This is a genomic window from Rhodococcus sp. UNC363MFTsu5.1, assembly GCF_000686785.1.
GTDB lineage: Bacteria > Actinomycetota > Actinomycetes > Mycobacteriales > Mycobacteriaceae > Rhodococcus_G > Rhodococcus_G maanshanensis.
On the sequence record NZ_JMLO01000001.1, the window covers coordinates 142,986 to 168,816 of the forward strand.

Sequence of the window (25,831 nt, forward strand, 5' to 3'; positions counted from 1 at the left end):
GCCGCCGTGGCGAGCGCGGGTGCGGCTCGGTGCTTACAACTCGGCCCGGACCAACTCGGTCGCGGCGACCAGGTTGTGCAGGGACGCCTCGACCTCGGCCCGGCCGCGGGTTTTCAGGCCGCAGTCGGGGTTGACCCAGAGGCGTTCCGCAGGAACCGCCTTCAGCGCGGCCCGCAACGAGTCGGCGATCTCGTCGACCGAGGGCACCCTGGGGGAGTGGATGTCGTAGACGCCAGGGCCGACGCCGAGATCGAACCCGACGGCGTTGAGATCGTCGAGGACCTCCATGTGCGAGCGCGCCGCCTCGATGGAGGTGACGTCTGCGTCCAAGCCGGCGATCGCCCCGATCACCTCGCCGAACTCCGAGTAGCACAGGTGGGTGTGGACCGCGGTCGCATCGGCGACCCCGGAGGTGGCCAGCCGGAATGCGCCGACCGACCAGTCCAGGTAGGCGGGTTGATCCGCCGTCCGCAGCGGCAACAGCTCACGCAGTGCGGGTTCGTCCACCTGCACCACCTGCGCTCCCGCCGCCTCCAGGTCGACGGTCTCCTCGCGGATCGCGAGAGCCACCTGGTCGGCCGACTCGGACAGCGGCTGGTCGTCGCGGACGAACGACCACGCCAGGATGGTGACCGGTCCGGTGAGCATGCCCTTGACCGGCTTGGCCGTCAGTGACTGGGCATACGAGGTCCACTCGACCGTCATCGGGCGCGGCCTGCGGACGTCGCCGAACAGGATCGGCGGTCGTACGCAGCGGGTCCCGTAGGACTGCACCCAGCCGTTGGCAGTGGCGAAGAATCCGTCGAGCTGTTCGGCGAAGTACTGCACCATGTCGTTGCGTTCGGGCTCGCCGTGCACCAGCACGTCCAGACCCAGCCGTTCCTGGAGGGCGATGACATCGGCCACCTCGCCGCGCATCCGGCGCAGGTACTCGGCCTCGTCGATCTCGCCCTTCCGCAGCGCGGCCCTGGCCACCCGGATCGCGGTCGTCTGCGGGTAGGAGCCGATCGTGGTGGTGGGCAGCAGCGGCAGCGGCAGGACGGCCGCCTGCACCTCGCGACGCTCCGCGGCGGGACGCCGTCCGCCGTCGGACGCCTTCAGGGCGGCGAGCCGCTCGCGGATCGCCCGGTCGTGCAGCCGTGGATCGGCCGCCCGGGAGGCCAGGGCGGCCGCCGCCCGCGCCAGTTCCGCGGCGACGGCATCGCGACCGGACCGCAGGCCGGTCGCGAGGGTGGTCACCTCGCGCACCTTCTCGAATCCGAAGGCCAGCCAGGATCGCAGCGAGTCGTCGAGTCCGGTCTCGCCCTCGAGCGAGTACGGCACGTGCAGCAGGGAGCAGGAGGTGGAGACCGCGATCGAACGAGCATTCCCGCGCAGGGTTTCGAGGGTCGCCAGCGACTCGGTCAGGTCGTTGCGCCAGACGTTCCTGCCGTCCACGATCCCGGCGACGAGGTGCTTGCCCGCGAGTTCGGGGATCGCGGCCAGTGCCTCCGGATCGCCCGCGACGAGGTCGACCGCAAGTCCCTCGACGCCGGTCCACGCCAGCATGGGTAGCGCGGCGCCGAGGTCGCCGAAGTAGGAGGCGAGCAGTATCGCGGGCCGGTGCTCGATCGCGGACAGCGCCCGGTAGACCTCGCCAGCGGTCGCGATCTCGGACTCCGTGCGATCGGCGACCAGCGCCGGCTCGTCGATCTGGACCCATTCGACGCCTGCGTCCGCCAGCCGCCCGAGCAGCTCGGCGTACAGCGGGAGCAGTTCCCCGACCCGCGAGAGGAGCGACGACTCGGAGTCGATCGCCTTCGACAGGAGCAGGAAGGTGACCGGTCCGATCAGCACCGGTCGCGCCGCGATGCCGAGGGCCTGCGCCTCCTCCACCTCGGCGAGCACCTTCGACGGGTCGAGGGTGAACCGGGTCGAGGGGCTGATCTCCGGGACCAGGTAGTGGTAGTTGGTGTCGAACCACTTCGTCATCTCGAGCGGGGTGACGGTGGCGGTGCCGCGAGCGGCAGCGAAATAGCGATCGAGCGCTGTCGACTCGCCTGCGACCCGATCCGGCAGGGCGCCGAGCATCGCGGCGGTGTCGAGCATCTGGTCGTAGTACGAGAAGACATTGACGGGGACGGAATCGATCCCGGCGTCGCGCAGATCGGTCCAGCTCTGTCTGCGCAGCTCTCGCGCGACGGCGCCGAGCGCGGCAGCGTCGAGTGTGCCGGCCCAGAAGGCTTCGACGGCCTTCTTGAGTTCGCGGCGGGGACCGATGCGCGGGGAGCCCAGCACGGTTGCGGTGAAGATGGATGTCACGGTGTTCTCCAGTTGCTGACAGCGTGGGTGGCCACCACCGGCAGACGAGACCACGGACCGAGCCCTTGTGTCGCCCGCATGTGGGCAGCAGTGAGCACTGATCCGATCTACTCGCCCATTCCACGAGGCGGTGGACCGTCGGGCACGGCGTGCCCGACGCAGTCGGCAGGTCTTCGGACTCGCAGGCGCCCGGTGATCGACACCGGTCCTAGTGGCCGTCGCTTCCCAGACGTGAGTCCAGTGCATGGTGACGGCGGTCGTTCCTGCATACCGCTGCGGGACAGTCCCGGATTCTCACCGGGTTCCCTCTCACACCTCTCTCCTCATAGACAGGGAGACGTGCTTCGACGCCGGGCGGGGACTTCGGGGCTCCTCACGACCACACCGGGCGGACCGATTGCACCACCGAGTATAGGGGCGGACGGGACCGGCCGAGCGGCTCGCTGCGGGGGTATTCGCCCGCCGTTCGGCCCGTCTGCGAACCCTGCGAAAGGGGTCGCGAATCAGACGAATCCGCAGTTCACGGCGGGTACCGTGTCGCTGTGAGGTGGGTGCCGGTAGCGTACTGCATCGTTACAGCGGGTCGAGTATGCGGGAATTTCCCGGATGCTAGGACACCGTCCGGCGAGCGGTACGAGAGCAAGGGTAATTTTCAGCAATGTTCTCTAAAGTTTTGGTTGCCAATCGCGGGGAAATCGCGATCAGGGCGTTCCGTGCCTCCTACGAGCTGGGCGCGGGGACCGTAGCTGTCTTTCCGTACGAGGACCGCAACTCGGTCCACCGTCTGAAGGCCGACGAGAGTTACCAGATCGGGGAGGAGGGGCACCCGGTCCGGGCCTACCTGTCGATCGCGGAGATCGTCGCGGCGGCGAAGAAGGCAGGCGCCGACGCCATCTACCCCGGTTACGGTTTCCTCTCCGAGAACCCGGACCTGGCCGCGGCCTGCGCCGCCGAGGGCATCACCTTCGTCGGACCGTCCGCGGAGGTGCTCGAGCTCACCGGCAACAAGGCCCGCGCGATCGCCGCCGCGAAGGCGGCAGGCCTCCCCGTGCTCGCCTCGTCGGAGCCGTCCGCCGACGTGGACGAGCTGCTCGTGGCCGCCGAGTCCATGCAGTTCCCGCTGTTCGTCAAGGCGGTCGCCGGTGGCGGTGGTCGCGGCATGCGCCGGGTCGCCGAGCCAGCCCAGTTGCGTGAGGCGATCGAGGCCGCGGCCCGCGAGGCGGAGTCCGCGTTCGGTGACGCCACCGTGTTCCTGGAGCAGGCCGTCGTCGACCCGCGGCACATCGAGGTGCAGATCCTGGCCGACGGTCAGGGCAACGTGATCCACCTCTTCGAGCGCGACTGCAGCGTGCAGCGACGGCACCAGAAGGTGATCGAGCTGGCGCCCGCGCCGAACCTGCCGGAGGAGCTGCGCGCGCGGATCTGCGCGGACGCGGTCGCCTTCGCCAAGGAGATCAACTACAGCTGCGCGGGCACGGTGGAGTTCCTCCTCGACACCCGCGGCAACCACGTGTTCATCGAGATGAACCCGCGCATCCAGGTCGAGCACACCGTCACCGAGGAGGTGACGGACGTGGACCTGGTGCAGGCGCAGCTCCGAATCGCCTCCGGCGAGACCCTGGCCGACCTGTGTCTGGCCCAGGAGTCGATCAAGCTCCGCGGCGCGGCGCTGCAGCTCCGCATCACCACGGAGGACCCGGCCAACGGATTCCGTCCCGACACCGGCCGGATCACCGCCTACCGCACGCCCGGCGGTGCCGGGGTGCGCCTCGACGGCGGCGCGAACCTGGGCGCCGAGGTCGGCGCCTACTTCGACTCGATGCTCGTCAAGCTCACCTGTCGCGGCCGGGATCTGCCCGCGGCCGTGGCCAGGGCGCGCAGGGCGGTGACCGAGTTCCGGATCCGCGGCGTTGCCACGAACATCCCGTTCCTGCAGGCCGTCCTCGACGACCCCGACTTCCGCGCGGGCAACGTGACGACCTCGTTCATCGAGGAGCGCCCGGCGCTGCTGACCTCGAGGGCGTCAGCCGACCGCGGCACCAAGATCCTGACCTACCTCGCCGACGTGACCGTGAACAAGCCGCACGGCGAGCGCCCCACCACCGTCTACGCACGCGACAAGCTGCCCAAGATCGATCTGACCACGCCGCCGCCCGCCGGCTCGAAGCAGCGACTGGTCGAGCTCGGACCCGAGGGCTTCGCCGCCGCGCTGCGAGCGCAGGAAGCGCTCGGTGTCACCGACACCACCTTCCGCGACGCGCACCAGTCCCTGCTCGCGACCCGGGTGCGCACCGGCGGCCTGCTCGACGTCGCCGGTCACGTCGCCCGGATGACGCCCGAACTGCTGTCGGTGGAGGCATGGGGCGGCGCGACCTACGACGTCGCGCTCCGCTTCCTGCACGAGGACCCGTGGGAGCGGCTGGCCGCACTGCGCGAGGCGATGCCGAACATCTGCCTGCAGATGCTGCTGCGTGGCCGCAACACCGTCGGCTACACGCCCTACCCCGAGTCGGTCACTCGCGCGTTCGTGCGCGAGGCCACCTCGACGGGCGTCGACATCTTCCGGATCTTCGACGCGCTCAACAACGTCGACCAGATGCGGCCTGCCATCGACGCGGTCCGCGAGACGGGCACCGCGGTCGCCGAGGTCGCGATGAGCTACACCGGTGACCTGTCGAACCCGAACGAGGACCTCTACACCCTCGACTACTACCTGAAGCTGGCCGAGCAGATCGTGGACGCGGGCGCCCACGTGCTGGCCATCAAGGACATGGCCGGGCTGCTGCGCGCCCCGGCGGCCGCCACCCTGGTGTCGGCGCTGCGCAGCAACTTCGACCTGCCCGTGCACGTGCACACCCACGACACCCCTGGCGGCCAGCTGGCCACCTACCTGGCGGCGTGGCAGGCGGGAGCCGACGCCGTCGACGGCGCGAGCGCGGCGCTGGCTGGCACCACCAGTCAGCCCGCGTTGTCGGCGATCGTCGCGGCCACCGCCCACTCGTCGCGGGACACGGGCCTGGATCTGCAGGCCGTGTGCGACCTCGAGCCGTACTGGGAGGCGCTGCGAAAGGTGTACGCGCCGTTCGAGTCCGGGCTACCTGCACCCACCGGCCGCGTCTACACGCACGAGATCCCCGGCGGTCAGCTGTCGAACCTGCGTCAGCAGGCCATCGCACTCGGGCTGGGGGACCAGTTCGAGGAGGTCGAGGCGAAGTACGCGGCTGCGGACCGGATGCTCGGCCGCCTGGTGAAGGTGACCCCGTCCTCCAAGGTGGTCGGCGACCTGGCACTGCACCTCGTCGGCTCGGGTGTGTCGACGGACGAGTTCGCGGAAAATCCCGCCGGATACGACATCCCGGAGTCGGTGATCGGGTTCCTGCGCGGCGAGCTGGGCAGCCCGGCGGGCGGCTGGCCGGAGCCGTTCCGGACCAGGGCGCTCGAGGGCCGCGGCGACGCGAAGCCCGAGACGCCCCTGACCGCGGATGACCAGGCCGGACTCGACGGTTCTCCGGCCGAGCGCCGCGGCACCCTGAACCGGCTGCTGTTCCCCGGACCGACCCGCGAGTTCCTCGAGCACCGCGAGAAGTACGGCGACACCTCGCGGCTGTCGGCGAACCAGTTCTTCTACGGCCTGCGGCGCGGCGAGGAGCACCGGGTCGCGCTGGCTCCCGGTGTCGAGCTGCTCATCGGACTCGAGGCGATCTCCGAGCCCGACGAGCGCGGCATGCGCACGGTGATGTGCATCCTCAACGGCCAGCTGCGGCCGGTGTCGGTGCGCGACCGCTCGATCGCCAGCGAGATCCCCGCCGCCGAGAAGGCGGACAGGGGCAACCCGGGCCACGTGGCCGCGCCGTTCGCGGGCGTCGTCACCCTCGTCGTGTCGGAGGGACAGAAGGTCGCCGCCGGCGACACCGTCGCGACGATCGAGGCGATGAAGATGGAGGCGGCGATCACCGCCACCCGCGGTGGCGTCGTGAGCAGGCTCGCGATCACACCCGTGCAGCAGGTCGAGGGTGGCGACCTGCTGGCCGTGATCTCCGTGGTGTCGACGGAGGAGGACGGGCCGCAGTGACCCGGATCGTTGCCGGCGCCGCGGGTGGGCGCCGGCTCCGGGTCCCGCCCAAGGGCACCCGGCCCACCTCGGAGCGGGTGCGCGAGGCGCTGTTCAGTTCGCTCGACGCCAGGATGGACCTCGACGGCGCCGCCGTGCTCGACCTGTTCGCGGGATCGGGAGCGCTTGGCCTCGAGGCGCTCTCGCGGGGCGCCGAGCACGTGGTGCTGGTCGAGTCGGACGCGAAGGCGGCCGCGGTTGCGCGCGAGAACGTGGCGACGCTCGGGTTGCCCGGCGCCGTCGTGCGGTCGGCGCCGGTGGCCGCGGTCGTCGCGGGCAGCCCCGACCGCGAGTACGACCTCGTCTTCCTCGACCCGCCGTACGCGATGGGCGAGGACGAGGTCGAGTCGGTGCTCGGCGCGCTCGTCGGCGGGGGTTGGATCGGGGAGGACTCGCTGGTCGTGCTCGAGCGGTCGTCGCGATCGCCGGAGACGGTGTGGCCTGCAGGCCTGTCGGTGGACCGGGTGCGCAAGTACGGCGAGACCCGGATCGAGATCGCCTGTTACGGTCTGCAGTCATGAGCAGTGCGGTCTGCCCCGGGTCCTTCGATCCCATCACCAACGGCCATCTCGACGTGATCAGCCGGGTGGCGGTTCAGTTCGACGAGGTCATCGTCACGGTGATGATCAACAAGAACAAGAAGGGGCTGTTCAGCATCGACGAACGCCTCGAGATGCTGCGCGAGGCCGTCGCGGACCTGCCGAACGTCCGGGTCGACTCCTGGCAGGGACTCCTCGTCGACTACGCAAAGGCCAACGGGGCCAGCGCGATCGTCAAGGGCCTGCGCGGCGCCAACGACTTCGACTACGAGCTGCAGATGGCACAGATGAACCACAAGCTCACCGGCGTCGACACCCTCTTCATCGCGACGAACCCGCGCTACAGCTACCTCTCCAGCTCGCTGGTCAAGGAGGTGGCGACCTACGGCGGCGATGTCGCGGACATGCTGCCCGCGAAGGTGCACGAGCGGCTGCTGGCCCGGCTGGCGGAACGCGCCGCGGAGCCGACCGCGTAGCGGTTGATCCTCGACACACTGGGCGTGGCGGCGCGCCGGTGAGCGGCGTGGCGGGCAGACTGGTCCCGTAAGCCGTCGTCGACGATTGGGGTTTGGCGTGTACCGGGTATTCGAGGCGCTCGACGAGCTCGTCGCGATCGTGGAAGAGGCGCGCGGGGTCCCGATGACGGCGGGATGCGTCGTGCCCCGCGGCGACGTCCTCGAACTCCTCGACGACGTCCGGGAGGCGATTCCCGGCGAGCTCGACGACGCGCAGGACGTGCTCGACCACCGCGACAAGCTCGTCGGGGACGCCCGCGCGCACGCCGAGCAGGCGGTCTCGAGCGCGGACGCCGAGGCCGCGGCGACCCTTGCCGAGTCGCGCGCCGACGCCGACCGGATCCTTGCCGACGCCAAGGCGAAGGCCGACCGGATGGTCTCCGAGGCGCAGGCACACGCCGATGAACTGGTCGCCGACGCGCGCGAGGAGGCCGACCGGACCGTCGCGGAGGGTCAGCACGAGTACGACACCCTCACCGGACGGGCCGCGGCGGAGGCGGAGCGCCTTGTCGAATCGGGCCGCGCCGCGCACGAGCGGTCGGTCGCGGACGGCCGCGCCGAGCAGGAGCGGCTGGTGTCGCAGACCGAGGTCGTGCAGGCCGCGCACGCCGAGTCGGCGCGGGTGATCGACTCCGCGCACGCCGAGTCGGACCGGCTGCGGGGCGAATGCGACCTGTACGTCGACGGCAAGCTCGCGGAGTTCGAGGAGTTCCTCAGCGGGACCATCCGCTCCGTGGGGCGGGGCCGCCAGCAGCTGCGGACCGGCTCCGGGATCCCCGACTACGACGAGCCCGACGAGCGGCCGAGCCGGTCGAGCCGGCACCGGTAGCCAGCACGTGGATTTTCGCTTGGGGCATGCCGTCGCGTATCGTGGAGTGGTTGCCCATTCCCTTCTTCGCTGACGAAAGAGTATTCGCGTGTCCTCGCATCGTTCCGGTTCACCCCGTCGCCACGACGGCGGCTTCGTGCTGGACACCCTCAGCCTCGGGCGTCGTCCCGGGTCGATGAGCACCGTCACCCGCACGGTGCCGACGGCCTCCCGGATCGGCCTCGACATGATCGCGGTACCGGTCGGCGGTGAGGTCGAACTCGACCTGCGTCTGGAGTCCGTCTCCGAGGGCGTGCTGGTCACCGGCACCGTCCGAGCGGCAACCGAGGGGGAGTGCTCGCGCTGCCTCGAGCCGTTCGACGGCGCGCTCGACCTGTACCTCACCGAGCTGTTCGCGTACCCGAACAGCACCACCGAGGCGACCACCGAAGAAGACGAGATCTACCGCATCATCGACGACCTGATCGATCTCGAACCGGTCATCGTGAATGCGGCTGGGCTGGAACTTCCGCTGCAGCCGTTGTGCAGCGAAGATTGCCAGGGACTGTGCCCCGAATGTGGGGTTCGCCTGGCGATTGCAGAATCTGGGCATGGGCATGAGATACTTGATCCTCGCTGGGCTGCCCTCGCGGGGAAGTTCGACGCTGAGGATGCATCATCCCAGCCCAGCACGAGTCGTGTGAACACCGAAGCCGAGGAGAAGTAGAAGTGGCTGTCCCCAAGCGCAGAATGTCGCGATCCAACACCAGGTCGCGTCGTAGCCAGTGGAAGACCACTGTGCCCACCCTCATCACCTGCCCGAACCGTGGCTGTGGCGAGAAGACCCTGCCCCACATTGCGTGCCCGTCCTGCGGCACCTACAAGGGTCGTCAGGTCACCGCTGCGGTCTAGTCGCGCAGTGACAAGCAGTAGCAAAGCAGCACCCGCCGGCGGCGAGGGGGAGCATGATTCCCTCCTCGCCGCTCTTGGCGTTGTCCTGGACGAACCGCTACTCACGCTGGCGCTGACCCACCGCTCGTACGCGTACGAGAACGGCGGGTTGCCGACCAACGAGCGGCTCGAGTTCCTGGGCGACTCGGTGCTCGGTCTGACCATCACCGAGAAGCTCTACGTCGCGCATCCGGACAAGTCCGAGGGTGAGCTGGCCAAGATCAGGGCCAGCATCGTCAACATGCACGCCCTTGCGGAGGTCGCCCGCGATCTCGGTGAGGGTGGCCTCGGCGCCCATCTGCTGCTCGGCAAGGGCGAGGAGATGACCGGGGGCCGCGGCAAGGCGAGCATCCTGGCCGACGGGATGGAGTCGCTGCTCGGCGCCGTACACCTGCAGCACGGCATCGACACCGCGCGGACCGTCGTGCTCTCGCTGTTCGGTGATCTCCTCGAGCGCGCGCCCAAGCTGGGCGCGGGTCTCGACTGGAAGACCAGCCTCCAGGAGCTGACCGCGGAGCGCGGCCAGGGCGTGCCGGTCTACGAGATCAGCGCGACCGGGCCCGACCACGACAAGGAGTTCACCGCGACCGTGATGGTCGCGGGGGACGCGCTCGGAGTCGGCGTCGGACGGTCGAAGAAGGAAGCCGAGCAGAAGGCGGCCAGTACCGCCTGGAAGTCCCTCTCAGAGGGCGACTCCGACCAGGTCGGCTGACACCGTGCCGGAGCTGCCCGAGGTCGAGGTGGTCCGGCGCGGGCTCGAGGCCCACGTCGTCGGTTCCCGGATCGATGCCGTCGAGGTCCTGCACCCCCGTGCGGTCCGCAGGCACGTCCTCGGTGGTCACGATCTGGCGGCGCAGCTCGCCGGTCTGGATGTCACGGGTGCCCGGCGCCGCGGAAAGTACCTCTGGCTCGAGTTGGCGCCCGGTGACCTCGCCGTTGTCGTCCATCTCGGGATGAGCGGGCAGATGCTGGTCCAGCCGCCGAGTGCCACCCGCGAGAAGCACCTGCGGATCCTGGCCGCGCTGGACAACGGCACCGAACTCCGCTTCGTCGATCAGCGCACCTTCGGTGGCTGGGCGCTCGCCCCCATGGTGGAGGTGGATGGCGCGGCGTTGCCCGAGCCGGTCGCCCACATCGCGCGGGACCCGCTCGACCCCGGGTTCGACGGCGAGGCGGTGGTCGCGGCGATCCGCGGCAAGCGGAGCGAGATCAAGCGGATCCTGCTCGATCAGACGGTGGTGTCGGGGGTCGGCAACATCTATGCCGACGAGGCGCTGTGGCGCACCGGGATTCACGGGAACAGGCCGGCGGACCGGCTGACCCGCCCGCAGGTGCGCCTGCTGCTCGCCTCGGTCACCGAGGTGATGAGCGAGGCGCTGGCGCAGGGCGGTACCTCGTTCGATGCGCTGTACGTCAACGTGAACGGGGAGTCCGGCTACTTCGACCGGTCGCTGTCCGCCTACGGCCGCGAGGATCGTCCGTGCCCGCGCTGTGGCGCGCCCATCCGGCGGGAGAAGTTCATGAACAGGTCCTCCTACAGCTGCCCGAAGTGCCAGCCGAGGCCCCGAGGCTTGTAGGCCCCCACAGGCGACGCGCACACTGGCGAGTGTCCTTCGACGAGGAGGTCCCGTGGCCGACTACGACGACATGCTCATCGTGCGCCAGCTCGTCGACGATGTCCTGCTGGTGTTGCGCTGGTCGGCGCAGCCGGATGCGACCCTTGGCGACGACCGCGGCGTGGAGACAGCCGTGGTGCCCGACGAGGGTCTCCGGAGCCAGTTCGCTTCGGCCGTCGAACAACTCGTGGCGAACCAGGGGGCGGAGGCGCTCCGCACCCTCAGCGGCCAGAACGCGGAGTTCCCCGCCGACGCCGTGATCGCCGCGTTGGGGTCGGCGGGCTGGGACGGCGCCATGCGCGATTTCAAACTCGCGGTGATCGAGCTGGCAGGCCGCGGCGAGGTGATGGGGGTCGTCCGCGGCGGCGGGACGATCAGACGGCGGATCTTTCGCACCCTCCTGGCTGCGCTGAACGCGGCGCTGGCCAGCCTCAGCGCCATCCCGGGGGCGTCGGCGATCCAGGAGCTGAAGGACTTCCTGGAGAAGGTTCTCGAGCGGGAACCGGATGAGTAGGCGTGAGTCAGCGGGCGAGATGCCTGCCGACCACATCCGCGATCGCCCCCGCGACGGCGTCGGCCTGGGACTCGGGCAACTGCGCGTACCCGCACATCAGGCCCCGCGGGCCCGCGGCGTCGGTACGGTACCGACCCAGGCCGGGCACCGCGATGCCCCTGGTGCCGAGCTCCGCGGCGATGGCGTCGTCGTCGGCGCGGTCGGGGAGGCGCAGCACCATGTGCAGCCCGGCCTCGATGCCCGCCAGGTGGACCCCCGGCCGGTCCATCAGGGCGGGTCGGCTCCTGAGCGCGTCGACCAGGGCCGCCCGCCGTGCCGAATAGGTGCGCGACGCCCGGGCGAGGTGCCGGGTGAGCGCCCCGGATTCGATGAAGTGGGCAAGCGCGAGGCCGGTGACCCCGCAACAGTTCTCGCCGGTGCGGCGCAACGAATCGTGCACCCGCGGGAGCAGGGCTGGCGGGGGGAGCAGCCAGGCCAGGCGGATCGACGGCGAGATGATCTTCGAGGCGGTGCCGATGTACGCGACGTGCTCCCGGCCGCCCTCGACGCTACGCAGGGCGGGCAGCGCGGAGACGTCGTAGCGGAACTCGCCGTCGTAGTCGTCCTCGATGATCAGTGTTCCCGACTCGGCCGCCCGGGCCAGCAGATCGGCGCGACGGGTCACCGGCATCCGAGCACCGAGCGGATATTGATGTGCCGGAGTGCAATACACGGCCGCATCGGTATCGCGGAGCGCCGCCGGGTCCAGGCCATCGGTGTCGATCCCGACAGGTCGCAGCCGGGCGCCCGACATCTCGAGCGCCCGACGGGCATTGCGGTACCCCGGCTCCTCGAAGGCGATGTCGCGTCCGGCCAGGTCCGCGGCCGCGGCGAGGGTGCGCAGCGCGGAGTCGACTCCTGGGACGAGCACCAGCTCGTCCGGGTGCGCGAGGATCCCGCGGGTGCGGCGCAGGTGCACGGCCAGCGCGTGGCGCAGCTCCGGATGGCCGGTCGGGCCTGCCGAGCGCGGGTGGATCGGCGCCGCCGCAGCTGCGCGCCAGGCGCGCCGCCAGTCCTCGGGGGAGACGAGGCCGGTGTCCGGGCAGCCCGGGGTCAGGTCCCAGGTCGGGGCCGCCGTTGTCGGTTCGGTGTCAGGGACCGTTGTCGGCCGGTCCGACACGTGGGACCCGGCGCCCGCCGCGGCCGCGGCGTCGGCACCTGGCGCGATCAGGGTCCCGGATCCCGGTCGCGCGCAGGCATATCCGGCCGCGCAGAGTTCGTCATAGGCCTCGACCACGCCTGACCGGGCCACGCCCAGCTCGGCCGCGAGCACCCTGGTCGGCGGCAGTGCATCGCCGGGGTGCAGCCAGCCGAGCCGGATCGCGTCGATGATCGCCTCGGCGATGCGGTGCCGGAGCGCCTCGCCGGTGGTCGGCAGCGTCAGCGTCAGTTGGGCGTCGCGGGGGTGGCGGGCCATGGGCCGATGATACTGGTCTGTATGAATTGAGGATTCTGGACCTGTTGGATGCGCCAGAATTGTCCGAGGCTGGTGGTGTGGACAAGATCAACAGACACCCCGAACGCTCGATGCTCGAACGAAGCCAGCTCGACGAGGTGCTCGACGCCGCGGCGGTGGGCACCCTCGCCACCGTCGTCGACGGCATGCCGTGGGCGGTTCCGATGCTCTACGCCAGGGACGGCGACCGGATCATCCTGCACGGCTCCACCGGCGCCGGGGCACTGCGCCAAGTCGCCGCGGGCGCACCCGCCGCGCTGTGCGTCGCCATGCTCGACGGAATCGTGGTGGCGGACAACCTCTTCAACTCCTCGGCCAACTACCGATCCGCGGTGGTCCGCGGGCACCTGACCGCGCTGACGCGGGACGAGTCCGCCGACGCGCTGAACGTGCTCTCGGACGCCCTGATCCCGGGACGGAGTGCCGAGGTGCGCGGCCACACGAAGAAGGAGCTCGCGGCCACGTTGACCATCGCGCTGCCGATCATCGAGGGCGGGTGGACCGTCAAGGTGCGCAACGCCCCGCCGAGTGCTCCCGACGCCGACGGCGGTGCCTGGGCGGGCGTGGTGCCGCTCCGGGCCGTTGCGGGCACACCGATCCCGGCGCCATGGGTGGACGGGGACACTCCGGTGCCCGCATCGGTGCTGCGGCTCGCGCACTCCGGCTCCGTGATCGCGATCGCACCCGCGTAAAGAACGCGTCAACAGCCCAGGTAGCGGCGTTAGCGAGCCGTAAGGAAGTCCCAATTCGTCCCGGTCCGGGAGCACGCTGCACTGTGCCCGAAATCAGGGACGGCGCACGCCGATGGACGGCGCGCGTGTGACTTTCGAAAAGGAACTGTCATGGCTGATCTGGCCTACGTGGCGCTCATCATCGGCACCTTCGGCTTCTGCGCGCTGCTGCTGCGCGGGCTGCAGACAAAGCGTGCGCAGTGACCGCCGCCGGGACGCTCAGCGTCATCCTGATCGCCATCGCGGCGGCCCTCGTGATCTACCTGCTTGTCGCGCTGCTTGACCCCGAGAGGTTCTGACACATGAATCCCGCGCTTGCTGCGGGACTGCAGATAGCACTGGTGATCGCCGTGCTAGCGATTCTGTATGTCCCCGTCGGTGACTACATGGCCAAGGTCTACACCACCGACACCGATCTCCGTTCCGGGGATCTGCGCATCGAGACGGTCCTGTACCGGCTCTGCCGCATCAACGCCCGCACGGACCAGACCTGGTACGGCTACGCCGGGAGCCTGCTCGGCTTCTCGGCCGCGAGCGTGCTGTTCCTCTACTTCCTGCAGCGAATCCAGGGCGTGCTGCCGCTCAGCGGTGACCTGTCCGGGGTGAGCCCGGCGATGGCCTTCAACACCGCCGCATCGTTCGTGGCGAACACCAACTGGCAGTCCTACGCGCCCGAGACCACGATGTCCAACCTGACCCAGCCGATCGGCCTCGCGGTGCAGAACTTCGTGTCCGCGGCTGTCGGGATGGCGGTCGCCGCCGCGCTGATCCGCGGCTTCGTCCGGGTCTCCCGCGGCGGCGAGATCGGCAATTTCTGGGTGGACCTGACCCGTGGCTGCATTCGGATCCTGCTCCCCATCTCGTTCGTCATCGCGCTGATCCTGTTGAGCCAGGGAGTGATCCAGTCCTTCGACTCCGGGTTCACCTCGACCGGCCTCGACGGGAACTCCGTGACCAACGCGCTCGCGCCGGTGGCCTCGCAGGAGGCCATCAAGGAGCTCGGCACCAACGGTGGCGGCATCCTCGCGGCGAACTCGGCGCACCCCTTCGAGAATCCGACCCCGCTGAGCAATATCGTCGAGATCATCGCGATCCTGCTCATCCCGGTGTCGCTGACCCGCACCTTCGGCACCATGATCGGCGACCGCAAGCAGGGCCTGACCCTGCTGGCCGTCATGGGCATCCTCTGGTCCGGGCTGCTCGCCGTGACCCTCGCAGCCGAATCCGGTCAGCGCGGCGTGGCGGCCACCGCGGCAGGCGGCATGATGGAGGGCAAGGAGGTCCGATTCGGGATCCCCGGCAGCGCCCTGTTCGCGGTCAGCACCACCGGAACCTCCACCGGCGCGGTCAACTCCGCGCACGACAGCATGTCGCCGCTCGGCGGCGGCGCGGTGATGCTGAACATGCTGCTCGGAGAGATCGCGCCCGGCGGCGTCGGCACCGGCCTGTACGGCATCCTCGTGTTGGCGCTGATCGCCGTGTTCGTCGGAGGGCTGCTCGTCGGCCGCACCCCCGAGTACCTCGGCAAGAAGCTGGGGCAGCGGGAGATCACCCTTGCGGCGCTCTCGGTGCTCGTGATGCCGGCACTGGTGCTCATCGGCACCGGCATCACGGTCATCCTGTCGTCCACCACCGGATATCAGGGCAACAGCGGAGATCCGGGCACGCCCGGTTCCATCCACGGTTTCTCCGAGGTGCTCTATGCGTTCGCCTCGGCCTCGAACAACAACGGCAGCGCCTTCGGCGGCCTGACCGTGACGAGCGACTGGTTCCAGTCCTCGCTCGGCGTCTGCATGCTGCTCGGACGATTCCTGCCGATCATCTTCGTGCTCGCGCTCGCCGGATCGTTGGCGTCGCAGAAGAAGACGGCGCCCGGCGCAGGCACCCTGCCCACCGCAGGCCCGATGTTCGCCGGACTCCTCACCGGAACCGTCGTCCTGGTCGCGGCGCTGACATTCTTCCCGGCCCTGGCTCTGGGCCCGATCGCGGAGGCTCTGCAATGAGTGTGAACACAACCGAACGACTCGACGTCGCCCCGCGATCCGGGGAAGGCGTGGGGGACGAGCAGCACCACCAGAACCGGGTGCAGGGCGGGATCTTCAGCCCGAGGCAGCTGCTCACGTCGCTGCCAGGGGCGGTCCGCAAGCTCGACCCGCGGCACCTCGCGCGCAACCCCGTCATGTTCGTCGTCCTCATCGGCTCGGTCGTCACCACCGTGATGGCGATCGCCGACCCGTCGGTGTTCTCCTGGGTGGTCGCGGCTTGGCTGTGGTTCACGGTGCTCTTCGCGAACCTGGCCGAGTCCGTCGCCGAGGGGCGCGGCAAGGCCCAGGCGGCAAGCCTGCGGAAGGTCAAGCAGGACACCACCGCTCACCGCATCACCGCCGGAGGTGCGATCGAGTCGATCCCTGGCGCGGAGCTGGTGGTCGGTGATCGGGTGGTCGTGGTCGCTGGAGAGGTGATCCCCGGCGACGGCGACGTCGTCGAGGGCATCGCCACCGTGGACGAGTCGGCCATCACCGGCGAATCCGCGCCCGTGGTCCGCGAGTCCGGAGGCGACCGCTGTGCGGTGACCGGCGGCACCATCGTGCTGTCCGACCGGATCGTCGTCGAGATCACGGCGGCGCCGGGGCACTCCTTCGTGGACCGGATGATCGCCCTCGTCGAGGGCGCCGCACGGCAGAAGACGCCCAACGAGATCGCCCTGAACATCCTGCTGGCCTCGCTGACGATCATCTTCATGCTGGCCGTTGTCGCCATCGGACCGATGGGCATGTACGCGGGCCAGGAGCAGGACCCGATCAAGCTGATCGCGCTGCTCGTCTGCCTCATCCCGACGACCATCGGCGCGTTGCTCTCGGCCATCGGCATCGCGGGCATGGATCGACTGGTGCAGCGCAACGTGCTTGCCATGTCGGGCCGTGCGGTCGAGGCGGCTGGCGACATCGACACGCTGCTGATGGACAAGACCGGCACCATCACCTACGGCAACCGCAGGGCCACCGCCCTGCACCCCGCTCCCGGTGCCACCGCGGGGGAGCTGGCGGAAGCCGCCCGGCTGTCAAGCCTTGCGGACGGCACGCCCGAGGGCCGTAGCATCGTGGAGTTGTGCGCCAAGGACTTCGGGCTCGCCCTCGATCCGTCCGAGGCGGAGAAGAACGGCGAATTCGTGCCGTTCACCGCACAGACCAGGATGAGCGGTCTCGACCTCAACGGAATGCAGATCCGCAAGGGGGCCAGCGACGCCACGTTGTCGTGGGTGCGGGAGCAGGGGGGCGGTGTGGCCCCCGCGGTGACCGACACCGTCAACGAGATCGCCCAGGTCGGTGGCACGCCGCTCGTGGTGGCCGTGGTCGAGGCCGGGAGTCCGAGGGTCCTCGGTGTCATCCAGCTCTCCGACGTGGTCAAGCCCGGAATCGCCGAGCGGTTCGCCGAGCTGCGGGCCATGGGCATCCGCACCGTCATGATCACCGGCGACAACCCGTTGACCGCCAAGGCGATCGCCGCCGAGGCCGGGGTGGACGACTTCATGGCGGAGGCGACCCCGGAGGACAAGCTCGAGCTGATCCGCAAGGAGCAGCGGGGTGGCCGTCTGGTCGCGATGACCGGTGACGGCACCAACGACGCGCCCGCACTGGCCCAGGCCGACGTGGGCGTGGCGATGAACACCGGCACCTCCGCGGCCAAGGAGGCCGGGAACATGGTGGATCTGGATTCGGATCCCACCAAGCTCATCGAGGTCGTGGAGATCGGCAAGCAGCTGCTCATCACCCGCGGCGCGTTAACCACCTTCTCCCTGGCCAACGACCTGGCGAAGTACTTCGCCATCCTGCCCGCGCTGTTCAGCGGGATCTACCCGCAGCTCGACACGCTGAACATCATGCGTCTGGCGACGCCGCAGTCGGCGATCGTGTCGGCGGTGATCTTCAACGCGCTGGTGATCGTGGCGCTGATCCCGTTGGCGCTCAAGGGTGTGCGCTACCGACCGTCCTCGGCCTCGCAGCTGCTGGGCCGAAACCTCTTGATCTACGGGCTCGGCGGCGTGATCACGCCGTTCATCGGCATCTGGCTGATCGACCTCGTCGTACGACTTATTCCTGGAATTGGGTGAGCTTGAATGCGATTCACTATCGGTTTCGTGAAGCAGGTGTGGGCCGGCCTGCTGGTCCTGCTCGCGCTCACCGTGATCCTCGGGGTGATCTACCCCGCCGCGGTGTGGGGGGTGGGCCGGATCAGCTCCGGATCCGCGGAGGGCTCGCCGGTGCGCGACACCAACGGATGCGTGGTCGGCAGCCGCTGGGTCGGGGTGGACCCGCAGGTGGAGTCCGGTGCGCCGGATCCGTTCTTCCACAACAGGGTCACCGGTTCGGTCTCCGATGACGACGCGTTCGCGCCGGGCGACCCGGCGACCGCCCTGCCCACCAACCAGGGTCCCAGCAGCGAGATCCTGGCGGCGTTCGTCACCGAGCGCCGCACGGTGATCGCCGAGCGGGAGGGCGTGCGCCCCGATCAGGTTCCCGTCGACGCGGTAACCGGATCCGGTTCCGGCATCGACCCGCACATCAGTCCCGCGTACGCCGCGATCCAGGTGCCAAGGGTCGCCGCGGTGAACGGGCTCGGTGAGGAGCGGGTCCGCCAGCTCGTCGACGAACACACCGAGGGCCGCCAGCTCGGCCTGCTCGGCGCGGAACGGGTGAACGTGCTCGAGCTGAACCTCGCACTGGGCCTGACCGCGCCTTCCTGCGACTGAAGTGCCAACTGGTGGATGATGACGGAGTGAGCGGTACCGGTTCCGGGGGCGAGGGCAAGCGCGGTGAACTGCGCATCTACCTGGGCGCTGCCCCCGGGGTGGGCAAGACGTTCGCGATGCTCGGCGAGGCCCATCGCCGTCGGGAACGGGGGACCGATGTGGTCGCGGCCGTGGTGGAAACCCACGGCCGCGCCCGCACGGCCGCGCAGATCGGCGACCTCGAGGTGGTGGCGCCGAAGCTGATCGAGTACCGCGGCACCACGATGCCCGAACTGGACGTGGACGCGGTGCTCCGCCGCAGGCCGGCGCTGGTGCTGGTCGACGAGCTCGCCCACACCAACACCCCCGGCAGCCGGAACGAGAAGCGGTGGCAGGACGTCGAGGAGGTCCTCGCCGCCGGCATCGACGTGCTCACCACGCTCAACGTGCAACACCTCGAGAGCCTCAACGACGTGGTCCAGCAGATCACCGGGGTGACGCAGCGGGAAACCGTCCCCGACGAGGTGGTGCGTGCCGCGACCCAGGTCGAGCTCGTGGACGTCACCCCGGAGGCACTGCGCCGCAGGCTCTCCCACGGAAACATCTACGCCGCGGAGAAGGTCGACGCGGCGCTGAGCAACTACTTCCGCCGCGGCAACCTCACCGCGCTGCGCGAGCTCGCGCTGCTGTGGGTAGCCGATCAGGTGGACGCGGCGCTGGCGAAGTACCGCGCGGAGAACGAGATCACCGATACCTGGGAGGCCAGGGAGCGCGTGGTGGTGGCCGTCACCGGGGGTCCGGAGTCGGAGACCCTCGTGCGCCGGGCAGGCCGGATCGCCTCGAAGTCCAGTGCCGAGCTGATCGTCGTGCACGTGGTGCGCGGCGACGGATTGGCCGGGGTGTCCGCGCCGGAGATGGGCAAGGTGCGCAAGCTGGCGACCAGCATCGGCGCGAGCCTGCACAGCGTGGTCGGCGACGACGTGCCGTCGACCCTGCTCGAGTTCGCGCGAGCCGCCAACGCGACCCAGCTGGTGCTGGGGACCTCGAGGCGGTCGCGCTGGGCCCGCATCTTCGACGAGGGCATCGGTGCGGCCGTCGTGCAGGAGTCCGGATCGATCGACGTGCACATGGTCACGCACGGTGAGTCGAGCACTCCCCGCAGGCTGACCCCGGTCGGCACCCGTTCGCGAAAGATCCTGGCCTGGGTCGCCGCGGTCCTGGTGCCCTCGGCCGCCGCGCTGGTCATGGGCGTGGTCAACCGGTCCTTCGGGTGGGGCGGGGAGGGCGCACTGTTCTTCATCGTGGTGCTCCTCGTCGCCCTGCTCGGCGGCGTCGCGCCCGCCGCCCTGTCCGCGCTGATCTCGGGCCTGCTCCTCAACTATTTCTTCACCCCGCCGCTGCGCAGCTTCACGATCGCCGAGCCGGACAACTTCATCACCACGGTGGTGCTGCTGGTGATCGCGGTCGCGGTGGCCGTCCTGGTGGACGCCGCGGCCAAGCGGGCAAGGGAGGCGCGCCGGGCGTCGAAGGAGGCGGAACTGCTCGCCCTGTTCGCGGGGTCGGTGTTGCGCGGGGCCGACCTGCCCGCGTTGCTGGAGAAGGTTCGCGAGACGTACGCCCAACAGTCGGTGAGCATGATCCGTCGCGGGCACGGGGCGGTGAGCTCGGTGGGACCGAATCCGCCCGCGGAGGTCGACCAGGCCGACACCGTGTGTGAGGTCAGCGACGGCGCGTACGCGTTGGCGCTGCGCGGCGATGAACTGCACGCCCGCGACCGGCGGGTGCTGCTGGCCGTCGCGAATCAGGCGGTGGGACTGATCCGGCAAAGCGAGCTCGCTGAGGAGGCCAGCAAGGCGCAGGCCCTCGCGGAGGCGGACCGGCTACGGCGGTCGCTCCTGTCCGCGGTGAGCCACGACCTGCGGACGCCCCTCGCCGCGGTGAAGGCCGCGGTCTCGAGCCTGCGCAGCGACGACGTGGAGTTCTCGCCGGAGGACACGGCGGAACTGCTTGCCACCGTGGAGGAATCGGCCGACCAGCTGACCAATCTGGTGGGCAACCTGCTCGACTCGTCGCGGCTGGCCGCGGGCGTGGTGCGACCGACCCTACGCCCGGTCTACCTGGAAGAGGTGGTTCATCGCGCACTGGTCGGCGTCGGGGTGGGTGCGCCCGGATTCGGCCGGGCAGGCCCGGACCGGGTGAAGGTCGAGGTCGGGGGCAACGCGGTGATGGCGGACAGCGGACTGCTGGAGCGGGTGCTCGCGAATCTGGTGGACAACGCGCTCCGCTACGCACCGGACTCGATGGTGCGGATCGCGGCCGCGCCGGTGAAGGATCGGGTGCTGATCACGGTCGCGGACACCGGCCCCGGGATCGCCCGAGGCGCGGAGGAACAGATCTTCGATTCGTTCCAACGCCTCGGTGACCGCGACATGTCCACCGGGGTCGGCCTGGGATTGTCGGTGGTGCGCGGGTTCGTCGAGGCGATGGGGGGAAGTGTCAGTGCCACGGACACTCCGGGCGGCGGGCTGACAATGGTGGTGGACTTGGCTGGGATCGGGAAGGTGACTGCGTGACACGGGTGCTGGTGATCGACGACGAGCCGCAGATCCTGCGGGCACTGCGGATCAATCTGAGCGTGCGGGGCTACGAGGTGACCACCGCGGCGACAGGGGCGGCAGCGCTGCGGGCCGCCGCCGAGAAGCACCCCGAGGTGATCGTGCTCGACCTGGGTCTGCCGGACATGGACGGCATCGAGGTGCTGGCCGGCCTGCGCGGCTGGTCGACCGCCCCGGTGATCGTGCTCTCCGCGCGCACCGATTCGGCGGACAAGGTCGAGGCGCTCGACGCGGGCGCCGACGACTACGTCACCAAGCCCTTCGGCATGGACGAGTTCCTGGCACGGCTGCGGGCCGCGGTGCGGCGGCACTCCGCGGCAACCGATGTGGGCGAGCCGGTGGTGGTGACCGAGTCGTTCACCGTCGACCTGGCCGCGAAGCGGGTGATCAAGGACGAGCGCGAGGTGCACCTGACGCCGACCGAGTGGGGGATGCTGGAGATGCTGGTGCGCAACAAGGGCAAGCTGGTCGGGCAGAAGGAGCTGCTGCGCGAGGTGTGGGGTCCGTCGTATGCCACCGAAACCCACTATCTGCGTGTGTATCTCGCGCAGCTGCGCCGCAAATTGGAGCGTGATCCGTCGCAGCCCAAGCATCTGATCACCGAATCGGGGATGGGGTACCGCTTCCAGGTGTAGCCGATCGGCCCTCGCGTGTTGGCCCTCATCCGGGCCGTGCACGGGAGATGATCGTCGCTGTCACGATCGACTCCGACGGCAGAGGATCCACCATGGACACCGCGATCGATCTCGTCAACGCAGTCAACGACAAGTTCTGGTACCTGATCATCGTGCTGTTGGTCGGTCTCGGCCTGTACTTCTCGATCCGGTCCAGGTTCGTCCAGGTTCGCCTGCTGCGGGAGATGTTCCGGGTCATCACCGACAAGCCTGCCGACCTCGCGGACGGCCGCCCTGGCATCTCCTCGTTCCGGGCGTTCGCGATCTCGGCGGCGTCGCGGGTCGGTACCGGCAACATCGCGGGCGTCGCGATCGCGATCAGTGTCGGCGGGCCCGGTGCGGTCTTCTGGATGTGGGCGATGGCGATCGTCGGCGGCGCGACCGCCTTCGTCGAGTCCACCCTCGGGCAGCTCTACAAGGTCCGCGACCGGGACAGCTTCCGCGGCGGACCGGCGTACTACATGCAGTACGGACTCGGCAGACGGTGGATGGGCGCCGTCTTCGCGGTGGTCATCACCGTCACCTACGGGTTCGTGTTCGTTGCCGTGCAGTCCAATTCGATCGCGGATGCCGTCGACACCTCGGTTGGCGGGTCTTCGGACACCGTGAACGTGATCGTCGGCGTCGTGGTCGCGGCGCTGACCGCCGCCGTGATCTTCGGTGGCGTGCGACGGATCTCGTCCGTCTCGCAGGTCGTGGTGCCCGTCGTGGCGGGCATCTACCTGCTGCTCGGTCTCATCGTGGTGCTAATGAACATCGGTCGGGTGCCCGAGATGTTGACGCTGATCGTGGAGAACGCGTTCGGGATCGAGGAGGTCGTCGGCGGCGGCGTCGGCGCGGCCATCATGCAGGGTGTCCGGCGGGGACTGTTCTCCAACGAGGCGGGAATGGGCTCGGCGCCGAACGCCGGGGCAACGGCGTCGATCTCCCATCCGGCCAAGCAGGGCCTGGTGCAGAGCCTCGGCGTGTACTTCGACACCTTGCTCGTGTGCACCACGACCGCGTTCATCATCCTGCTGGCCAACCCCGATTACGGCACCGAGTCCGGCGCCTCGCTCACCCAGGTCGCTTTGGCGGAGCATCTGGGGGAGTGGACGATCCACTTCCTGACCGTTGCGCTCTTCTTCCTCGCCTTCACCTCGGTGATCGGCAACTACTACTACGGCGAGTCCAACATCGGGTTCCTGACGCCGTCGAAGGGCGCGCTGCAGGGCTTCCGCGCGCTCGTGGTGCTGTGCGCCTTCGGTGGCGCGGTCGGCTCGCTCCCGCTGATCTGGAGCCTGGCGGACCTGTCGATGGGGGTGATGGCGACGATCAACCTGGTCGCGATCGCGCCGCTGTCGGTGCTGGCCTTCCGGCTCATGCGGCACTACACCGATCAGCGCAGGAGGGGCATGGACCCGGTCTTCAACCGGTCGGACATGCCGGACATCAGGGGCATCCAGGCCTGGGACGACACGCCCTCGTGGGCGGAACGGGCGACCGCCGATCACAGTCCGACCCCGGCGAGGGAGGGCTGAGGTCGCACGTCGGCTGCGGGACCGTCGGTGGCGAGTGGCAGGATTCGGGGTATGGCTGATCAGAGTTCCGCTCCCGTCCCCGCCGCGTCCACCGAGCTGTGGGTCGAGCGCACCGGCACGCGCCGTTACACGGGCCGCAGCTCCCGCGGCGCCGAGGTGCTGATCGGTTCGGAGAGCGTCGAGGGCGTGTTCACCCCCGGTGAGCTGCTCAAGATCGCGCTGGCCGCGTGCAGCGGCATGAGCTCGGACCTGCCGCTCTCGCGCAGGCTCGGGGACAACTACGACGCGACCATCCGGGTGTCGGGCGCGGCGGACCGTGAGAACGAGGTGTACCCCCGGCTGGACGAGGTCCTCCAGGTCGATCTCAGCGAACTCGACGCCGAGGCGCAGGAGCGTCTGCTCACCGTTGTGCTCAAATCCGTGGACAAGGTGTGCACCGTCGGACGTACCCTGAAAAATGGCACCGTGGTGAACCTGACGGTTGAAACTGATTCGTGATCAAATAGGCGCCATGTTGCTCTCTCGTGTTGCGATGGTCGGTGCCCTGGTGGCCACCGGCGCGATCGTGGGTGCCCCGATCGCCGTCGCCCAGCCCGCTCCCACTCAGCCAGCTCCCACCCCGACGGAGCCGGCGGCCACGACGACGACCGCTGTCGCGCCGCCCTTCTCGCTGCCCGGCCTGACCTCGCCGTTGCCGGAACAGGCCGCGCCGTCGTCCGCAGCGCCGACCACCACGGCCGCCGCGCCGACCACCACGGCCGCCGCGCCGACGACGACGGCCGCCGTGTCGACCCCTGCGACCACCGCGCCGTCGACCGTGGCGCCCGCGACGTCGACGCCCGCGAGCTCGGCGCCCGCGCCTGCCGCCGCGACCACGACGCCGACCGCCACCACGACCACCGCTGTCGCGCAGTCGTGTACGCCGTGGACGGCGAGCGAGGTGGCCGATGGTTTCGGGATGCTGGAGAACCTGGCGTTCGACGGCCGCGGAAAGATGCTGCTGTCCGAGGGCACCCTGTTCGGCGACGGAGCCATCCGCACGTTGACCCCCGCGGGCAAGACCGGCACGCTGGTCTCGGACTTCACCGGTCCGGGCGGCATCGTCCTCAGCGGTGACAACATCCTGTTCACCACCGGGAACACCGCGATGGCCGGCCTGTCGAACAGCAAGAACGGCACCGTCGAGTCCGTCAATCTGGACACCGGCGAGAAGACCACGGTGGCCAAGGGGCTGACCATGCCGAACGGCCTTGCCCGGCTGGCGAACGGTGACCTGCTGGTCACCAGGAACCTCGGGTCCGATCAGGGTCTGACCCGCATTCCGGCCGCGCAGCCGCGCACCCCGGCGTCGGTGCGCACCGACCTGGGCTCCGCCAACGGCCTCGCCGTGTCAGCGGACGGCGCAACCGTGTACGTCGGCAACACCTTTGACTCGAACACCGAGATCCGGGAGCTGAACGCGACCGATCTCAAGGGCTCGGTCCGCACTGTGAAGGTCGCGGGATCCGGTGCGACCAACGCGGGCGACGACCTCACCGTGGGAGCCGACGGCAACGTCTACATGGCGCTCAACGGCGCGGGCAAGGTCGTTCGGGTCGACCCCGCCACCGGATCCACCTGCGAGATCGGCTCCGGTCTGCCGCTGACGAGCTCCGTCCGGTTCGGATCCGGCCCCGGCTGGGATCCGGCGGCGTTGTACACCACCAGCTTTGACGGCAGCGTGCACAAGCTCACGCCGCCGAAGAAGTAGCTGAGCGAGCCCCCGATGCGCCCACCGGAGCAGGTGCGCCTGACCGCCTGGGTGCACGGGTTCGTTCAGGGCGTGGGTTTTCGGTGGTGGACGCGGTCGAGGGCACTCGAACTCGGCCTCGTGGGGCATGCCACCAATCGCCCGGATGGCCGCGTGCTGGTGATCGCCGAGGGGCCCCGGCCGCAGTGCGAGCTGCTGCTGGAGCTGCTCCGGTCCGGTTCGACACCGGGGCAGGTCGATCTGGTGGTAGAGAGCTGGTCGGGGGCAACAGGAAATCTCACCGGTTTCGACGAACGCTGACGTCGGTGCGATGACGTCACAGGATGGGGAGGGACGAGTGGGACCGGATCAGGGCGAGCCGGACGACCGCAGCGGCGCAGGCGAGGCCGGCGGCGCGGACGGGGCCGGTGCCGGCGACGAGGCCGCGCAGGCCCCGAGCGGCGGCCGGATACGGCGTCAGGAACCCGGCACCACCGTGCCCCGTCCGCCGACCGTCGGCGAGGCGCGAGCCAGGGACAAGGCCCGCAAGGAACGCGCCGAGCAGGAGCGGCTGGCGGCCGAGGCCGAGGCGAAGGCCGAGGAACGCCGTCGTAAGCGGCGCAAGGGCCTGATCGGCGGCGCCGCGGTGGTCGGCGTGGTCGGGCTGGTCGCGCTCGGATACACCGCGCTGTCCTCGGACGAGGTCCAGGCCACCTGCATCGACCCGAACACCGAGGTCGAGGTCGACGAGTCGTACTGCACGACGGGGTCTCCCGGTTCGGGCGCCATGGCGGGCATGTTCATCTACGCGGGCTCGCCGTACCGCTACTACTACGGCGGGAGCGCAGGCGGCGTTGGCACCAAGGTGACCGGCGGCACGGTCGTCACGCCCAAGGGGTCAACCACCGTCGTGACCAAGTCCGGTACGACGGTTCAACGAGGCGGGTTCGGCAGCAAGTCGACCGGCAGCGGCGGGAGCTGAC

Annotated in this window: 24 protein-coding genes and 1 riboswitch; of the genes, 21 read left to right on the forward strand and 3 right to left on the reverse strand. The window is 69.7% G+C overall.

Features of this window, described 5'->3' with window-relative positions; translation table 11 throughout:
• Positions 1-33 precede the first annotated feature (33 nt).
• Positions 34-2,301: a 5-methyltetrahydropteroyltriglutamate--homocysteine S-methyltransferase gene (metE, locus tag BR31_RS0100715; protein ID WP_027499249.1), complete on the reverse strand. Its 2,268-nt coding sequence runs from the start codon at positions 2,299-2,301 to the stop codon at positions 34-36.
• 147 nt (positions 2,302-2,448) lie between these two features.
• A riboswitch (cobalamin riboswitch) is annotated at positions 2,449-2,659 on the reverse strand.
• Positions 2,660-2,959: 300 nt separating this feature from the next.
• Between metE and BR31_RS0100725 the strand changes: the two genes are divergently transcribed.
• The 9 genes from BR31_RS0100725 (at position 2,960) to BR31_RS0100760 (ending at position 11,355) form a co-directional block, all read left to right on the forward strand.
• The gene (locus BR31_RS0100725) at positions 2,960-6,373 is read left to right on the forward strand and encodes a pyruvate carboxylase (RefSeq protein ID WP_027499250.1); all 3,414 of its coding nucleotides are present in this window, start codon (positions 2,960-2,962) and stop codon (positions 6,371-6,373) included.
• Positions 6,370-6,933, forward strand: a complete 564-nt coding sequence (gene rsmD / locus BR31_RS0100730) for a 16S rRNA (guanine(966)-N(2))-methyltransferase RsmD (protein ID WP_027499251.1) — start codon at positions 6,370-6,372, stop codon at positions 6,931-6,933. Before BR31_RS0100725 ends, rsmD begins: the two co-directional genes overlap by 4 nt.
• Entirely contained in the window at positions 6,930-7,427 is a 498-nt protein-coding gene (gene coaD / locus BR31_RS0100735) for a pantetheine-phosphate adenylyltransferase (RefSeq protein ID WP_027499252.1), read from the forward strand. Before rsmD ends, coaD begins: the two co-directional genes overlap by 4 nt.
• Positions 7,428-7,524: 97 nt before the next feature.
• Complete coding sequence (locus BR31_RS0100740) at positions 7,525-8,295, forward strand: DivIVA domain-containing protein (RefSeq protein ID WP_027499253.1); 771 nt, start codon at positions 7,525-7,527, stop codon at positions 8,293-8,295.
• A 136-nt stretch (positions 8,296-8,431) separates the two neighbouring features.
• Positions 8,432-9,001 (forward strand): YceD family protein, encoded by a 570-nt coding sequence (locus BR31_RS0100745; protein ID WP_051636919.1) that lies wholly within the window; start codon positions 8,432-8,434, stop codon positions 8,999-9,001.
• A gap of 2 nt (positions 9,002-9,003) precedes the next feature.
• The gene (gene rpmF / locus BR31_RS30865) at positions 9,004-9,186 is read left to right on the forward strand and encodes a 50S ribosomal protein L32 (protein ID WP_072750124.1); all 183 of its coding nucleotides are present in this window, start codon (positions 9,004-9,006) and stop codon (positions 9,184-9,186) included.
• Positions 9,187-9,193: 7 nt separating this feature from the next.
• Entirely contained in the window at positions 9,194-9,937 is a 744-nt protein-coding gene (gene rnc, locus BR31_RS0100750; protein ID WP_027499255.1) for a ribonuclease III, read from the forward strand.
• 4 nt (positions 9,938-9,941) lie between these two features.
• Positions 9,942-10,802, forward strand: coding sequence for a bifunctional DNA-formamidopyrimidine glycosylase/DNA-(apurinic or apyrimidinic site) lyase (gene mutM, locus BR31_RS0100755; protein WP_027499256.1), 861 nt, complete (start codon positions 9,942-9,944; stop codon positions 10,800-10,802).
• Positions 10,803-10,854: 52 nt separating this feature from the next.
• Positions 10,855-11,355, forward strand: a complete 501-nt coding sequence (locus BR31_RS0100760) for a hypothetical protein (RefSeq protein ID WP_027499257.1) — start codon at positions 10,855-10,857, stop codon at positions 11,353-11,355.
• A gap of 7 nt (positions 11,356-11,362) precedes the next feature.
• On the opposite strand, the gene pdxR is transcribed toward BR31_RS0100760, so the two are convergent.
• Positions 11,363-12,811 carry a MocR-like pyridoxine biosynthesis transcription factor PdxR gene (gene pdxR / locus BR31_RS0100765; protein WP_027499258.1) on the reverse strand — a complete coding sequence of 483 codons (1,449 nt, stop codon included), beginning with the start codon at positions 12,809-12,811 and terminating at the stop codon, positions 11,363-11,365.
• 77 nt (positions 12,812-12,888) lie between these two features.
• On the opposite strand from pdxR, the gene BR31_RS0100770 reads away from it, so the two are divergent.
• The 9 genes from BR31_RS0100770 to BR31_RS0100815 all read left to right on the forward strand — a co-directional run bounded on the left by BR31_RS0100770 (position 12,889) and on the right by BR31_RS0100815 (position 23,617).
• Positions 12,889-13,542: a pyridoxamine 5'-phosphate oxidase family protein gene (locus tag BR31_RS0100770; RefSeq protein WP_027499259.1), complete on the forward strand. Its 654-nt coding sequence runs from the start codon at positions 12,889-12,891 to the stop codon at positions 13,540-13,542.
• A 239-nt stretch (positions 13,543-13,781) separates the two neighbouring features.
• A complete protein-coding gene (gene kdpF, locus BR31_RS0100780) occupies positions 13,782-13,880 on the forward strand; it encodes a K(+)-transporting ATPase subunit F (protein WP_027499260.1) in 99 nt (32 codons plus the stop codon).
• A 3-nt stretch (positions 13,881-13,883) separates the two neighbouring features.
• The gene (kdpA, locus tag BR31_RS0100785) at positions 13,884-15,584 is read left to right on the forward strand and encodes a potassium-transporting ATPase subunit KdpA (protein WP_027499261.1); all 1,701 of its coding nucleotides are present in this window, start codon (positions 13,884-13,886) and stop codon (positions 15,582-15,584) included.
• Positions 15,581-17,692 (forward strand): potassium-transporting ATPase subunit KdpB, encoded by a 2,112-nt coding sequence (gene kdpB, locus BR31_RS0100790; RefSeq protein WP_027499262.1) that lies wholly within the window; start codon positions 15,581-15,583, stop codon positions 17,690-17,692. The genes kdpA and kdpB overlap by 4 nt, the downstream gene beginning before the upstream one ends.
• A 6-nt stretch (positions 17,693-17,698) precedes the next feature.
• Positions 17,699-18,331 (forward strand): potassium-transporting ATPase subunit C, encoded by a 633-nt coding sequence (locus tag BR31_RS0100795; RefSeq protein WP_027499263.1) that lies wholly within the window; start codon positions 17,699-17,701, stop codon positions 18,329-18,331.
• 26 nt (positions 18,332-18,357) lie between these two features.
• Entirely contained in the window at positions 18,358-20,883 is a 2,526-nt protein-coding gene (locus BR31_RS0100800) for a sensor histidine kinase (RefSeq protein ID WP_027499264.1), read from the forward strand.
• Positions 20,880-21,560: a response regulator gene (locus BR31_RS0100805; RefSeq protein ID WP_027499265.1), complete on the forward strand. Its 681-nt coding sequence runs from the start codon at positions 20,880-20,882 to the stop codon at positions 21,558-21,560. The genes BR31_RS0100800 and BR31_RS0100805 overlap by 4 nt, the downstream gene beginning before the upstream one ends.
• Before the next feature lie 92 nt (positions 21,561-21,652).
• The gene (locus BR31_RS27070; protein WP_051636920.1) at positions 21,653-23,119 is read left to right on the forward strand and encodes an alanine/glycine:cation symporter family protein; all 1,467 of its coding nucleotides are present in this window, start codon (positions 21,653-21,655) and stop codon (positions 23,117-23,119) included.
• A gap of 51 nt (positions 23,120-23,170) precedes the next feature.
• Positions 23,171-23,617, forward strand: a complete 447-nt coding sequence (locus BR31_RS0100815; RefSeq protein WP_027499266.1) for an OsmC family protein — start codon at positions 23,171-23,173, stop codon at positions 23,615-23,617.
• A 105-nt stretch (positions 23,618-23,722) separates the two neighbouring features.
• Here BR31_RS0100815 and BR31_RS32070 read toward each other — a convergent pair whose 3' ends face one another.
• Complete coding sequence (locus BR31_RS32070) at positions 23,723-24,010, reverse strand: hypothetical protein (protein WP_231496324.1); 288 nt, start codon at positions 24,008-24,010, stop codon at positions 23,723-23,725.
• 49 nt (positions 24,011-24,059) lie between these two features.
• Here BR31_RS32070 and BR31_RS32075 point away from each other — a divergent pair, with 49 nt between their 5' ends.
• The 3 genes from BR31_RS32075 to BR31_RS0100835 all read left to right on the forward strand — a co-directional run bounded on the left by BR31_RS32075 (position 24,060) and on the right by BR31_RS0100835 (position 25,830).
• Positions 24,060-24,869 (forward strand): SMP-30/gluconolactonase/LRE family protein, encoded by an 810-nt coding sequence (locus BR31_RS32075; protein WP_231496325.1) that lies wholly within the window; start codon positions 24,060-24,062, stop codon positions 24,867-24,869.
• A 15-nt stretch (positions 24,870-24,884) separates the two neighbouring features.
• Entirely contained in the window at positions 24,885-25,169 is a 285-nt protein-coding gene (locus BR31_RS0100830; protein WP_027499268.1) for an acylphosphatase, read from the forward strand.
• 148 nt (positions 25,170-25,317) lie between these two features.
• Entirely contained in the window at positions 25,318-25,830 is a 513-nt protein-coding gene (locus BR31_RS0100835) for a hypothetical protein (protein WP_027499269.1), read from the forward strand.
• Position 25,831: the final 1 nt, after the last annotated feature.